This is a genomic window from Actinomadura sp. SCN-SB, assembly GCF_043906805.1.
GTDB lineage: Bacteria > Actinomycetota > Actinomycetes > Streptosporangiales > Streptosporangiaceae > Spirillospora.
Genome location: NZ_JBIMPP010000087.1, coordinates 16,959 through 30,339, shown reverse-complemented (window position 1 = coordinate 30,339; position 13,381 = coordinate 16,959). Strand labels below are relative to the sequence as shown.

Below are 13,381 nucleotides of genomic sequence, written 5' to 3'. Positions count from 1 at the left end.
TTCGGGCGTAGCCCTGGGGGTCTGGGGGTCCGCCCCCAGGAAGAGCAGGCACTGATGTTCGGGCGAAGCCCTGGGGGTCTGGGGGTCCGCCCCCAGAAAGAGCAGGCACTGATGTTCGGGCGAAGCCCAGGGGGTCTGGGGGTCCGCCCCCAGGAAGACCAGAGAGGTCCGGGATGAAAGCGGAAGGCATCCAGTCGCTGGCCTGGCTTCTGATCGCGTTGCCGGCGGCGAGCGCGGCGATCCTGCTGCTGGGCGGCCGCCGCACCGACCGGTGGGGGCATCTGCTCGGCGTGCTGACGCCGCTGGCCTCCTTCGCGCTGGGCGCGGCGATGTTCGCCCAGATGCTCGGGTACGGCGCCGAGGAGCGCCGCCGCACCGTGCACCTGTGGGAGTTCCTGAACGTCGGCTCGTTCAAGGTCGACATGGGGCTGCTGGTGGACCCGCTGTCGATCAGCTTCGTGCTGCTGATCACCGGGGTCGGGTCGCTGATCCACATCTACTCCGTCGGCTACATGGAGCACGATCCCGACCGGCGCCGGTTCTTCGCCTACCTCAACCTGTTCGTGGCGGCGATGCTGCTGCTGGTGCTGGGCGACAACTACCTGGCCATGTTCATCGGCTGGGAGGGCGTCGGCCTCGCCTCGTACCTGCTGATCGGGTTCTGGCAGTACAAGCCCACCGCGGCGACCGCGGCCAAGAAGGCGTTCGTCGTGAACCGCGTCGGCGACATGGGCTTCCTGATCGCGATCATGCTGATGTTCGCGACCTTCGGGACGGTCGGCTTCGAGCAGATCCTGGGTGAGGGCGCCGAGCACGTCGGGGCGGCCGCGCGGCTGAGCACCGGCACCGCCACCGCGCTCGGGCTGCTGCTCCTGCTCGGCGCGTGCGGCAAGTCCGCGCAGTTGCCGTTGCAGTCCTGGCTGCTGGACGCGATGGAGGGCCCGACCCCGGTGTCGGCGCTGATCCACGCCGCGACCATGGTGACCGCGGGCGTCTACCTGATCGTCCGCTCCGCGCCGATCTTCGAGATGGCACCGGACGCGCAACTGGTGGTGACCATCGTCGGCGCCGCCACGCTGCTGGCCGGTGCGATCATCGGTACCGGCAAGGACGACATCAAGAAGGCGCTGGCCGGCTCCACCATGTCGCAGATCGGCTACATGCACCTGGCCGCGGGGCTCGGCAAGGCCGGGTACGCCTTCGCCATCGCGCACCTGATCGCGCACGGCTTCTTCAAGGCGGGCCTGTTCCTGGGCGCCGGGTCGGTCATGCACGGCACCAACGACGACGTGAACATGCGCCACTACGGCGCGCTGCGCGGGCTGATGGTCATCACCTGGGCCACCTTCGGGCTCGGCTACCTGGCCATCATCGGGTTCCCCGGGCTGTCCGGCTGGTTCACCAAGGACGGCATCATCGAGGCGGCCTTCGAGAAGGGCGGCACGTCGGGCGCCGTCCTCGGCACGTGCGCGCTGATCGGCGCGGGCATCACCGCGTACTACATGTCGCGGGTGATGTTCATGACCTTCTACGGCAAGGAACGCTGGGAGGAGGGCGTCCACCCGCACGAGTCGCCGAAGGTGATGACCGTCCCGCTGGTGCTGCTGGCGGTCGGCTCGGTCTTCGCCGGCGGGTTCCTGGTGCTGGGCGGGTTCTCCGAGTTCCTCGCCCCGGTGGTGGGCGAGGCCGGGCACCACGGCTTCCAGCCGATCAACGGTCCCGGGGTCGCCACGTTCGTGCTGATGCTGATCGGCGTCGGTATCGCGTGGCGGCAGTACGGCGCCCGCCCGGTGCCGCGCGAGGCCCCCGCGGGCTCGTTCGTCACCGTCGCCGCCCGCAAGGACCTGTACGGCGACGCGATCAACGAGTCGCTGCTGATGCGGCCGGGCCAGTGGCTGACCCGGCTCGCGGTCTGGTTCGACGGCCGCGGTGTCGACGGCCTGGTCAACGGCCTGGCCGCCGGTATCGGCGGCACGTCGGGCCGGGTCCGCCGCATCCAGACCGGGTTCGCCCGGACCTATGCCCTCTCCATGTTCTGCGGCGCCGCGGTCATCGTGGCGGCGCTCCTGGTGGTGAACGTCTAAATGGAAGACTTTCCCTGGCTGAGCGTCCTCATCGCGGTGCCCGCGGTGGGAGCGCTGCTGGTGGCCTTGCTGCCGCGGGCGCGCGAGTCGCTGGTCAAGCAGGTCGCGCTGGCGGTCTCGCTGCTGGTCGCGGCCGGGACGATCGCGATGGCCTCCGGCTTCGAGACCGGCGGGCCGCGGTTCCAGTTCGCCGAGCGGTACTGGTGGATCCGGCAGTTCGGGGTGCACTGGGCCGTCGGGGTGGACGGCGTGGCGCTCGTCCTCATCCTGCTGTCGGTGATCCTCGTCCCGCTGGTGATCCTGGCGTCCTGGAACGAGGCGGACCGCTCCGGCGGCGTCGGCGTCCCCGCCAAGCGCAGCGTCAACACCTACTTCGCGCTGCTGCTGACGATGGAAGCGATGATGATCGGCGTCTTCGCGGCGACCGACGTCTTCCTCTTCTACGTCTTCTTCGAGGCGATGCTGATCCCCGCCTACTTCCTCATCGGGTCGTACGGCGGCGCCCAGCGCTCCTACGCGGCGGTCAAGTTCCTGCTGTACTCGCTGCTCGGCGGGCTGCTGATGCTGGTCGCGGTGATCTGGCTGTACCCGCTGTCGGCGGCGTCGCCGAGCGAGGGCGGGCTGGGCCACGGCACGTTCCTGTTCACCGAGCTGACCCGGCTGGACATCGACCCGACCACGGCCAAGTGGCTGTTCCTGGCGTTCTTCGTCGCGTTCGCCATCAAGGCGCCGATGGTGCCCGTCCACACCTGGCTGCCGGACGCGGCGCAGCAGGCGCCGCCCGGCGCCCTGGTGCTGATCGTCGGCGTGCTGGACAAGGTCGGCACGTTCGGGATGCTGCGGTTCTGCCTGGAGCTGTTCCCGGGCGCCGCCGAGTGGGCCACCCCGGTCGTGCTGGGCTTCGCCGTGCTGAGCGTCATCTACGGCGCCGTCCTGGCGATCGGCCAGGTCGACCTGAAGCGGCTGGTCGCCTACACCTCGGTCTCCCACTTCGGGTTCATCGTGCTGGGCGTCTTCGCGATGACCAGCCAGGCCCAGTCCGGCGCCGCGCTGTACATGGTCAACCACGGCTTCTCGACCGGCGCGATGTTCCTGCTGGTCGGCTTCATGATCGTGCGGCGTGGCTCGGCGCGGATCGACGACTACGGCGGCGTCCAGAAGGTCGCGCCGGTGCTGGCCGGGACGTTCCTGGTCGCCGGGCTGTCCTCGCTGTCGCTTCCCGGGCTCTCGCCGTTCGTGTCGGAGTTCCTGGTCTTCACCGGCACCTTCTCCCGCTACCGGGTGCCCGCGGTCATCGCCACGGTTGGGATCGTGCTGGCCGCGATCTACATCCTGTGGATGTACCAGCGGACGATGGGCGGCCCGCTCCGCATCCCGAGCGGAGCGAGGGACGGCGGAGCCGCCCTTGCCGGGGGGTCCGGGGGGTCGCCCCCCCAGAATGACGCTGTCGAGGCGGCCAGGGACTTCCCGGACCTGTCCGGACGCGAGAAGTGGGTGATCGGCCCGATCATCGCGATCATCGTGGTGATGGGCTTCTTCCCGCAGCCGGTCCTGAACGTGATCAAACCCTCGGTGGAGCAGACGCTGGTCAGGGTCGACCAGCGCGATCCGGCGCCGGAGATCGCCGGTACCGCCGTTGAGAACGGAGCACGCCCATGAGCGTCACCACCCCCGTGAGCCTCGTCCTCACGCAGGCGGCGCCCGACATCCCCGCACCGCACATCGAGTACGGGCAGCTCGGCCCGATGCTGCTGGTGTTCGGCATCGCCATCGTCGGCGTGCTGATCGAGGCGTTCGCGGGCCGCGGGCTGCGCTTCCCGTTGCAGGCGGGGCTGGCCTTCGTCGGTCTCGCGGCCGCGTTCGTGTGGACGATCGCGCTGGCCTGGCGGGACGAGCCGCACCACGTCGCGGCCGAAGGCGCGCTGGCGGTGGACGGGCCCACGCTGTTCCTGCAGGGCACGATCCTGGTGCTGGCGCTGGTCAGCCTGCTGCTGATCGTCGAGCGCAAGCAGGTGCACTTCGCCGCGCAGGCGTCCGCGCTGCCCGGCAGCGAGGCCGAGCAGGAGACGCAGGCGGCCGGTCTGGTGCAGACCGAGGTGTTCCCGCTGACGACCTTCGCGGTCGCCGGAATGCTGATGTTCCCCGCGTCCAACGACCTGCTCACCATGTTCGTGGCGCTGGAGATCCTGTCGCTGCCGCTGTACCTGCTGTGCGGCCTGGCCCGCCGCAGGCGGCTGCTGTCGCAGGAGGCCGCGGTCAAGTACTTCCTGCTCGGCGCGTTCTCCTCGGCGTTCTTCCTGTACGGGGTGGCGCTGCTGTACGGCTACGCCGGCTCGGTCCGGCTGTCGGTGATCGCCACGCAGATCCAGCGGGAGGCGGGCAGCGAGGCGCTGCTGCTGGCCGGGGTGGCGCTGCTGTCGGTCGGGCTGCTGTTCAAGTTGGGCGCGGTGCCGTTCCACATGTGGAAGCCGGACGTCTACCAGGGCGCCCCCACGCCGATCACGGCGCTGATGGCGTCCTGCACGCTGGTGTCGGCGTTCGGCGCGCTGCTGCGCGTGTACTACGTCGCGCTGGAGAATCTGCGGTGGGACTGGCGGCCCGCGCTGTGGGGTGTGGCCATTCTCACCATGGTGGCCGGGGCGGTCATCGCGATCACCCAGACCGACATCAAGCGGATGCTGGCCTACTCCTCGGTCGCGCACGCGGGCTTCCTGCTCACCGGTGTGGTCGCCACCTCCGAGTCCGGCCTGTCGGGCACGCTGTTCTACCTGGCGGCCTACGGCTTCACCACGATCGGCGCGTTCGCCGTGGTCACCATGGTGCGGGACACCGGCGGCGAGGCCGCGCACCTGTCCCGCTGGGCGGGCCTGGGACGGCGGGCCCCGCTGGTCGCCGGGGTGTTCGCCTTCTTCCTCCTGGCGTTCGCCGGTATTCCGCTGACCAGCGGGTTCACCGGTAAGTTCGCGGTGTTCTCGGCGGCCGTGCAGGAGGGCGCGACCCCGCTGGTGATCGTCGGTGTGCTGTCGTCGGCGGTCGCGGCGTTCTTCTACGTCCGGGTGATCGTGGTGATGTTCTTCAGCGAGCCGGAGGCGGACGGTCCGTCGGTGGTCGCCGGACCGGCCACCGCGGCAGCGGTGGTGCTCGGCGTGGCGGCTACTGTTGTACTGGGTGTGCTCCCCCAGCCCGTCCTGGACCTGGCGGGGCATGCCGCGTCACAACTGTTCGTCCGGTAGCGCGCCGGCAGTCCGGTAGGGGGTCTTGGGTGAGTGCAGCTTTCGGCGGAGGCCCCGGAGGACGGTCGCTGAGGGGAGGCGTGCCCTTCGACCTCTCCGTCGACGAGGCGCTCGCGGAGGCCGTGCAGGAGCGGCTCGGCGCCGTCGAAGCCGTCCTGCTCGACGCCGTGCACAGCGACGATCCGCTGCTCGCGCAGGCGTCCAAGCACCTGGTGGAGGCGGGCGGCAAGCGGTTCCGGCCGACGCTGGTGCTGCTGGCCTCCCACTTCGGCGACCCCGCGGCGCGCGGCGTCGTGGAGGCGGCGGTGGTCGTGGAGCTCACCCATCTGGCCACGCTGTACCACGACGACGTGATGGACGAGGCGACGGTGCGTCGCGGCGAGCCTTCGGCCAACTCCCGCTGGACCAACACCGTCGCCATCCTCACCGGCGACTACCTGTTCGCCCGCGCGTCCGACCTGCTCGCCGACCTCGGCCCCGAGGCGGTGCGGATCCAGGCCCGCGCGTTCTCCCGGCTGGTGCGCGGTCAGATCCAGGAGACCGTGGGTCCCGCGCCCGACGCCGACCCGCTCAAGCACTACCTCCAGGTGGTGGCGGACAAGACCGGCTCGCTGATCGCCGTGTCGGGCCAGTTCGGGGCGCTGCTGTCGGGCGCGCCCACCCATGTGGTGGACACGGTCACCTCGGCCTGCGAGAAGATCGGCGTCGCGTTCCAGCTGGCGGACGACGTGCTCGACATCGCCTCCGACACCGAGCAGTCCGGCAAGACCCCCGGTATCGACCTGCGGGAAGGGATCCGCACCCTGCCCGTCCACCACGTCCTCGCGGGCATCGGGTCGGGTCCGGACGACGCGCGGCTGCGCGCCCTGCTCGACCAGGACCTCACCGACGACGCGCTGCACGCCGAGGCGCTGGCGCTGCTGCGCGCGCACCCCGCCATGGAGCGTTCACGGTCCGACCTGCGCCGCTGGGCCGAGGACGCCCGCGCGGAACTGCTCACGCTGCCCGACATCCCGGCGCGCGCCGCCCTCATCGGGCTGTGCGACTACGCGGTGTCCAGGACGGGCTAGACGCCGCTGCTCTGAGGCGCGGCGGCGTTCTCGGGGCTGAGGCCGCGGCTCTTCATCGCGTGCAGGACCATCTTGATGAGGACCTTCTTGCACGATTCGAGGCTGCGCGCGTCGCACAGCATGACCGGCACCTTCGGCCCGAGGTTGAGCGCCATCTCGATCTCTTCGAGATCGTAGCGGCGGGCGCCCTCGAAGCAGTTCACCGCGACGATGAACGGGGTGCCGCGGCGCTCGAAGTAGTCCACCGAGGGGAAGCAGTCCGCGAGGCGCCGGGTGTCGGCGAGCACCACGGCGCCGAGGGCGCCCAGCGCCACCTCGTCCCACATGAACCAGAACCGTTCCTGGCCCGGGGTGCCGAACAGGTAGAGGACGTACTCGTCCCGCATCGTGATGCGGCCGAAGTCCATCGCGACGGTGGTGGTGTCCTTGCGCTCCACCCCGGAGATGTCGTCGACGCCGATGCTCTCGTCGGTGAGGATCTCCTCGGTGCGCAGCGGCTGGGTCTCGGACACCGTGCCGACCATGGTGGTCTTGCCCACGCCGAAACCGCCGGCGATCACGATCTTGACCGCGGTGGGGAGCTTACGGCCGTTCATGTCGCGACTAGAGGGCCCGGAGACCATCGATCACCGCCTTGTAGAGCCTGATGTCGTGCATGTCCGCCTCCGGTTCGGGCTCCTGCATGGTGATGAAGCCCTTGTCCAGCAGGTCACCGAGCATGACCCGGACGGTGGCGACGGGAAGGTTGAGATGCCCGGTGAGCTCGGCGACCGACATCACCGACTGGCACAGCCGCAGGATCGCCAGATGCTCGGGGCCCAGGCCGACCTCGCCCTCCGGGTTCACCCCGATCGCCACCACCAGCGTGATCAGGTCGAACTTGCCGCGGGTGGGTTCGAGCCGGCCGCTGGTCATCACGTACGGCCGCACCATCGGCCCGGCCTGCTCGTCCAGCAGCCGATCGTGCGGCAGCTCGGCCGGTGTCTCGGGCGGGCGTGTCTCCCGCTCGGGATCCTCGGGCGGCATCATTGCGCGCCCCTGCTCTCGGCGGCGGCCGCGGACTCGCTCCGCGACGGCGTGGACAGATGGTGACCCATCGCCGTGACCAGCATGGCCATCTCGTAGGCGATGAGCCCGACATCGGCCTCCTCGTCGCTGAGCACGGCCAGGCAGGCGCCCTTGCCGGCGACCGAGACCAGCAGGAACGCCGACTGCATCTCCACGATCGTCTGCCGGACCGGCCCGCCGCCGAAGCGGGTCCCCGCGCCCTTGGCCAGGCTCTGGATGCCCGCGGCGACCGCGGCCAGGTGCTCGCCGTCGTCCTGGGAGAAGTTCCGGGAAGAGGCCATCAGCAGGCCGTCCGCGGACAGCACGATCGCGTGCCGGGTGTGCGGCAGCCGCCCCACCAGGTCGTCCAGCAGCCAGCTGAGATCGGCGGCCGAGCCCGTCTTCTGCATCACTGATCCTCCTCGCCTTCGGTACGGCTCGCCGCGGGGGCGGCATCGGAACGGCCGTCGGCGGCCCTGCCCGCCGCGCGGGCGGCGTCGGAACGGCCGCGGCGGGTGCCGCGCTGGTAGGAGCCCATGATCCGCTGGATCTCCGCGGGCGAGCGCCCCTGGTCCTCTTCGGCCTCCGCGTCCTGCGGCGCGGACGGCTCGCCGTCGCGCAGCGGAGGTGCCAGGTTGGCCTGCGGCACCCGGACGGGGAGGCCCGAGGGGGTGCTGTCGATGTCGGGCACGGGTGGTAGATCCTCCGTGGGCGGGATCGCGGTCGTGGAACGCCCGGGGCTACCTCCACCCCCGGCGTCGTTCGGTGCGGCGGCGCGGTCGGCACCGGCGCCGCCGTCCAGGGTCGTGCCAGGAGCGTCCGAGACGACGCCCTGCACCGGGGGCGCCTGCCCCTGCTGCGCCTGCGGCGTGATCAGGCCGGTGGCCGTGGGCGAGCCGAACGGGGAGCCTCCGGTCCGCGGGTCGCCCGGCTCGGGACGGTCCGGGCCGCCTTCGCCGGGGATCGCGTGGCCGCCGACGCCCGGCGAGCTGCGGGCCGGGTCCGGGACCGCGACCAGCGCCGGGGAGCCCTCCGCGGGGCCGGCCTGTGCCGGGCCGGCGCCCACCATGGTCGGCTGGCGGACGGCCAGGCCGTTCTCGGTGGTGGTGCCCGCGGGGACCGGCCTCGGCCCCTCCTGCGCGGCCGGGACGGCGGCGTCGGTACGCGGCTCGGGCTGCGGCTGCGCGGGCCGCTCCTCCACGACCAGCTCGCGGGGGATCACCACGACCGCGGTGGTGCCGCCGTACGCGGACCGCTTGAGCATGACCTGGACTCCGTACCGCTCGGCCAGCTTGCCGACCACGAACAGGCCGAGCTGGACCGAGCTCTGCAGGTTGAACTCGGGCGGGTCGGCGATCCGGGCGTTGATCTCGGCGAGCTTCTCGTCGGTCATGCCCAGGCCGCGGTCCTCGATGTCGATGGCGAAGCCGTTGGCGACCAGGTGCCCGCCGATCTGCACGACGGTGTCGGGCGGGGAGAACGACACCGCGTTCTCGATCAACTCGGCCAGCAGGTGGGTGACGTCACCGACCGCGCGGCCGGTCAGCTCCACCGGCCCGAACGGCAGCACCTGGACCCGGGTGTAGTCCTCGACCTCGCCGACCGCGGCGCGGACGACGTCCACCATCGGGACCGAGCGGCGCCAGCCGCGGGCCGGGATGGCGCCGGACAGGACGATCAGGTTCTCGGCGTTGCGCCGCATCCGGGTGGCCAGGTGGTCGAGCCGGAACAGCTCTTCCAGGTCCTTGGGGTCGATGTCGCGCTTGCGCTCCATGGTGTCGAGCAGGCTCAGCTGCCGGTGCACCAGGGTCTGGGTGCGGCGGGCCAGGCTGAGCAGGACGTCACGGATGCCGCGCCGCAGCTCGGCCTGCTCGACCGCGGTGCGCAGCGCGGTCTCCTGCACGTGGTTGAACGCCTTGCCCACCTGGCCGATCTCGTCGTCGCCGAACCGCAGTGGCGGCGCCTCGGCGGCCACGTCCACCTTCTCGCCGTGCCCCAGCCGTTCGACCACGCTGGGCAGCCGTTGCTCGGCCAGCTCCCACGCCGCGGTGCGCAGCCGTTCGAGCTGGCGTACCAGGGCTCGCGCGGTGGTGATGGACACGGTGATGGACGCGATAACGGTGATCAGCCCGAGCCCGCCGGCCAGCAGCAGCCGGACGACGACCCAGATGGCGATCGGGGTGGCGCGCTCGACCAGCCGGTTGCCCCCGGCCTGGATGCTGGTGCGCATCTGGTCGAGCGCCGGTCCGGTGGCGGCCTGCCACTGCTGGTCGGTCAGCCTGGGCCGCTGGCCGGGCCGCGTCTTGAGCAGGCCGTCCTCAAGGGCGCGGACCTCGGCCAGCTTCTGGTTGGTGCTCAGCTCCGAGTACTGCTGTGGCTCGGTCGCGCGGACGCCGACCATCGCGCTCTCGTAGGCGAACCGCCGGGCGCCGACCGTCTGGCTGATCCGCTGGAGCTCGGCGGCGCTGAGCCTGCCGATGGTGAGGGCGCCCGCGACCATCGCGTCCTCGCGGGACAGCAGCTCCCAGGTGCGGTTGATGGCGACCTGGTCGCGGGTGGCGTCGGCGAAGTCCTTGTCGTCGAGGGTGGCCAGCTCGTCGTACACCCGGAAGTTGGCCTCGTTGATCGCCGAGTAGGCATCGAACGCGCGGTCGCGGTCCGACAGCCCGGCGTCGACGGCGCGGCGCTCGGCGGGCAGACGCTGCAACTGGGCGTCGAACTCGGTGAGCCGGCGTTCCAGGTTCGCGCCGGCGGCGCGCTTGACGGAGGAGGACCTGATGCCCTTGAGCACCACCGCCACGGTCTTGTCGGTGCGGGCGCGCTGCGCGAGGAGCGCGTCGCGCCGTTGCTGCGTCGGGGCCGCGAGGTAGACGACGGTGAGCCGCCGTTCCGCCTGCATGTCGACGAGCATGGGGTCCGTCGTCGCGGCGACGTTGGTGTCCAGCGTGCTCACCCAGAGGAGGTTGATGCCCTCCCGGGCGGTCACCCACGCCGCGAAGGCCCACAGCGCGGTGAGGGAGACCAGCATCGCCGCAATCTTGGTCCGCAGCCGCGAGTTGCGAAAGCGCATGGGAATCGCCCAACAAATGTCAAGTTGCTTTGCAATGCTCGGCGGCGTCCCGGATGCAAGGCTTGCGACAGCGGGGTCTGCATCAGCGCCGGCATCACCCGTATTCGTGCACCGAGAACCTTACCAACATACCCATAACCCCTCAAGGTGAATCGTTTACTTCAACGAATTTTCGCCGGTCTCCTGTGCGGGTGTGAGTGAATTCACGCGCCCGTAACCTGCGGCCGGCTCTGGGCGAGGTGGAGCGATGCCAGGATGGCCGCCCGGACAATGGTAGTAGGGTGGTATATGTCCTTATCATGCCAAAGGTGAGGTTCGGCGCTCGAAACAGAATTTGTCATTGATAGTCCGGTTTGTCCGGATCTGTGGATGACCGTCCTGAGGTAGGCCGCTCCCCGGGCCGCGGCACGCGAGGCGTCCCTCCCCGGAGGCCCGTCCTGGCGCAGAAGCAGGATCTGCACCGCGTACGCCGTCTCCTCGACGGTGCCGTCCCAGCGGCCCCACGAACCGTCCGGCCGTTGCGTTTCCAGCACCCATCGCCGCGCGCGTTCCACCGCGCCGGCACAGCGGTCGCCGCCGAAACGGGTGAGCGCCGGAACCGCGCAGGCGGTGGCGTAATACGGGGAGGCATGCCAGCGGTCGCGCCACGCGCCGTCCCGATCCTGCTGTTCACAAAGCCACGATGCCACCTTCGCGGTGGTCGCGGCGTACCTGGCCGCCCGCTCGCCGCCGCCCGTGCATTCCAGATACTGGCCGAACGCCTCCAGAACGTGCGCGTTGGTGGTGACCGACCGCCCGTTCTCGCCCTGCCAAGTGCAGAAATGCGTTTCCGTCTCGTAATTCCACAGCAGGTCGGGCGGATGCGGGCGGCCCAGCAGGGACAGCGCGTACAGCGCGCCCGAACTGGTGTCGGCGTCGGGCGGCAGACCCACGCCGCCGCCCGTCCCGGACTCGCCGAGCGAGGTCCGCAGCCCGTCCAGCAGGTCGTCCAGCTCGCGTTCCGGCACCTGGAGCGGGACGCCCGCGCGGGCGAGCCACCCCAGCACCCAGCCGCGCTCGAACTCGGTGATCGGGACGGCCACCGGGACGGGTCCGCCGTGCTGCTCGACCGCGGCCTCCAGGTAGCGCCGCGCCGCCGCGCGCTCCGCGTCCTCCGACGCGCCGGGGGCTGTACCGGCGGGGCCGAGCCAGGCGGCGGTGGCGGCGGGGGACGCGCCGACCGTCCCCGAACGTTCCGGCCGGACCGACCGCGCCGACCGCGCCGCGTCCCCCGCGATCTCCAGAGCGTGCAGCAGCTTCGCGGGGACGGCCTCGCCCCGGTCGAGCAGGTCCCGGACGAGCGGCAGTAACTCGCCGCCCATGCCCGCGGGAGCCCGCAACGGGCCCGCGTCGTGCCAGGACTCCAGCCCCGCGGGCGGACCGTCGCCCGCACCGTCCAGCCGGGCGTTGATCAGCGCGATCAGGTACGGGGTGATGTGCTCGATCGCCGGCATGTCCGGCACGTCGAGATCGCGGCCGGGGGCCAGCAGGCAGGACAGCCGTTCCAGACCGTGATCGGCGGCCTTGACCAGCTCGGCGCGCCGCGCGTTCGCGGCCGGATCGCCCGTGGCGAGCGCGCTCAGCAGGGCCTCGGTGGCGCTCAACGTGGGGACCAGCGAGTAGCCGTCGTGCGGGAGGCCCCAGCCGCCGTCCGCGCGCTGCGTACCGACCAGGAACCGCAACCGCTCGGCCTGCCCGTCCAGCCACGGCGCCAGGGACACCAGCCGTCCCGTCTCGTACACCGAGGGGGAGGAGCGTCCCCAGGGATGGGCGCGCAGCTCGGCGACCAGCTCCCGGGCGGCGGCGCCGGTGTCGACGAACCCCGCCGGAAGCGACGACCCGTACTCGATCATGGCGAACCCCAGTAGTCGCTGACGCCGTAGAAGGCGATGTTGAACCCGAGCTGCCGTTCGAGATACGCCGTCCCGTCCGGGCAGGGATCCCGCAGGGGCCCGAGCAGGCGGCGACAGTAGCGGATGATCTCGTCTATTCGGGCGGAGACGCCCGCACGGTCGGTGTCGAGCATGATGGCGTTGAGGTCGCCCCAGGCCAGGTCCCGCTCGTAGGTGGCCAGGTCGTTCAGCAGCCGCAGCGCCTTCTGCACCTCGCGGCTCACCTCGCGCAACGGCTCCAGGTTCGCGATCGTGGCCGGGTCGGCGAGCGCGATCCAGTGCGACAGGTTCACCCAGGCGGAGCCGATGTTGTCGGCGTTGGCGAGGTAGCCGTCCAGCGACGGCAGCCGGTCGCGGTCGCCGGACGCGGCGGCCGTCTTCCACTCCCATTCGCGCAGGCCCGCTTCGAGCACGCGCACGAGGTCCTCGCGCCAGGCGGCGCGCAGCGCCGGGAAGGCGGGGGACGCGGCGAGCTCGTCCCGGATCTCGGCCAGGAACGGGGTCAGCTCGTCGCCCGGCGCGGGGTCGGCGCCGTCCAGGACGGCCAGCACCCGGCGGTTGATGTCCTCGATCTCCTCGCGCGCCGCCGCCTTGTGGTCCACCCTCCAGTCCAGGCCGAACAGCCAGAGCGCCGTGCGGTTGAGGATGCGCATGCCGGGCGCGTCCACCCCGGCGGCGGCGAACGCGTTGGCGCAGGCGAGCGCGTTGCAGGTGGTGGCGTCGAGGGCGTCGGAGGAGAAGAGGGCCGGATGAGCCTCGACGCACGCGACCAGGTCACGCGCGGCCCGGACCGCCTGGGCCATGACCGTGCCGGCACCGAAGGCGTCCCGCATCGGGCCGCCCCCGGGCACCGTGGCCATGTCCTCGTCCGCGCCGCGCCCGTCCCCGCTCACGCCGCCCGGCCGGGAGCGCCGGGCCGGTCCGCCGCCGTGGGCGTCCGGTCCGC

Annotated in this window: 10 protein-coding genes; 4 read left to right on the top strand and 6 right to left on the bottom strand. The window is 71.4% G+C overall.

Annotated features, from left to right (window positions below):
• Positions 1–173: 173 nt before the first annotated feature.
• From nuoL to ACGWYJ_RS34895, 4 genes are all read left to right on the top strand, one after another.
• Entirely contained in the window at positions 174–2,084 is a 1,911-nt protein-coding gene (nuoL, locus tag ACGWYJ_RS34910) for an NADH-quinone oxidoreductase subunit L (protein WP_395110841.1), read from the top strand.
• A complete protein-coding gene (locus tag ACGWYJ_RS34905; RefSeq protein ID WP_395110840.1) occupies positions 2,085–3,743 on the top strand; it encodes an NADH-quinone oxidoreductase subunit M in 1,659 nt (552 codons plus the stop codon).
• Positions 3,740–5,317: an NADH-quinone oxidoreductase subunit NuoN gene (gene nuoN, locus ACGWYJ_RS34900; protein ID WP_395110839.1), complete on the top strand. Its 1,578-nt coding sequence runs from the start codon at positions 3,740–3,742 to the stop codon at positions 5,315–5,317. Before ACGWYJ_RS34905 ends, nuoN begins: the two co-directional genes overlap by 4 nt.
• An 80-nt stretch (positions 5,318–5,397) precedes the next feature.
• Complete coding sequence (locus ACGWYJ_RS34895) at positions 5,398–6,387, top strand: polyprenyl synthetase family protein (RefSeq protein WP_395110838.1); 990 nt, start codon at positions 5,398–5,400, stop codon at positions 6,385–6,387.
• Here the strand turns inward: ACGWYJ_RS34895 and ACGWYJ_RS34890 are convergent.
• From ACGWYJ_RS34890 to ACGWYJ_RS34865, 6 genes are all read right to left on the bottom strand, one after another.
• Complete coding sequence (locus ACGWYJ_RS34890; protein ID WP_395110837.1) at positions 6,384–7,010, bottom strand: ATP/GTP-binding protein; 627 nt, start codon at positions 7,008–7,010, stop codon at positions 6,384–6,386. The genes ACGWYJ_RS34895 and ACGWYJ_RS34890 overlap by 4 nt on opposite strands.
• A complete protein-coding gene (locus ACGWYJ_RS34885) occupies positions 6,991–7,416 on the bottom strand; it encodes a DUF742 domain-containing protein (protein ID WP_395110836.1) in 426 nt (141 codons plus the stop codon). Before ACGWYJ_RS34885 ends, ACGWYJ_RS34890 begins: the two co-directional genes overlap by 20 nt.
• Entirely contained in the window at positions 7,413–7,844 is a 432-nt protein-coding gene (locus ACGWYJ_RS34880) for a roadblock/LC7 domain-containing protein (RefSeq protein ID WP_285697619.1), read from the bottom strand. The genes ACGWYJ_RS34885 and ACGWYJ_RS34880 overlap by 4 nt, the downstream gene beginning before the upstream one ends.
• On the bottom strand, positions 7,844–10,504 hold the full coding sequence (locus ACGWYJ_RS34875) for a nitrate- and nitrite sensing domain-containing protein (protein ID WP_395110835.1): 2,661 nt from the start codon (positions 10,502–10,504) through the stop codon (positions 7,844–7,846). The genes ACGWYJ_RS34880 and ACGWYJ_RS34875 overlap by 1 nt, the downstream gene beginning before the upstream one ends.
• A gap of 203 nt (positions 10,505–10,707) precedes the next feature.
• Complete coding sequence (locus ACGWYJ_RS34870; RefSeq protein WP_395110834.1) at positions 10,708–12,396, bottom strand: prenyltransferase/squalene oxidase repeat-containing protein; 1,689 nt, start codon at positions 12,394–12,396, stop codon at positions 10,708–10,710.
• Complete coding sequence (locus ACGWYJ_RS34865) at positions 12,393–13,328, bottom strand: terpene synthase family protein (RefSeq protein ID WP_395110833.1); 936 nt, start codon at positions 13,326–13,328, stop codon at positions 12,393–12,395. The genes ACGWYJ_RS34870 and ACGWYJ_RS34865 overlap by 4 nt, the downstream gene beginning before the upstream one ends.
• Positions 13,329–13,381 lie beyond the last annotated feature (53 nt).

Coding starts and splice junctions, on each gene's coding strand:
- nuoL (WP_395110841.1), top strand. CDS start 174: ATGAAAGCGGAAGGCATCCAGTCGCTGGCCTGGCTTCTGATCGCGTTG.
- ACGWYJ_RS34905 (WP_395110840.1), top strand. CDS start 2,085: ATGGAAGACTTTCCCTGGCTGAGCGTCCTCATCGCGGTGCCCGCGGTG.
- nuoN (WP_395110839.1), top strand. CDS start 3,740: ATGAGCGTCACCACCCCCGTGAGCCTCGTCCTCACGCAGGCGGCGCCC.
- ACGWYJ_RS34890 (WP_395110837.1), bottom strand. CDS start 7,010: ATGGTCTCCGGGCCCTCTAGTCGCGACATGAACGGCCGTAAGCTCCCC.
- ACGWYJ_RS34885 (WP_395110836.1), bottom strand. CDS start 7,416: ATGATGCCGCCCGAGGATCCCGAGCGGGAGACACGCCCGCCCGAGACA.
- ACGWYJ_RS34880 (WP_285697619.1), bottom strand. CDS start 7,844: ATGCAGAAGACGGGCTCGGCCGCCGATCTCAGCTGGCTGCTGGACGAC.
- ACGWYJ_RS34875 (WP_395110835.1), bottom strand. CDS start 10,504: ATGCGCTTTCGCAACTCGCGGCTGCGGACCAAGATTGCGGCGATGCTG.
- ACGWYJ_RS34870 (WP_395110834.1), bottom strand. CDS start 12,396: ATGATCGAGTACGGGTCGTCGCTTCCGGCGGGGTTCGTCGACACCGGC.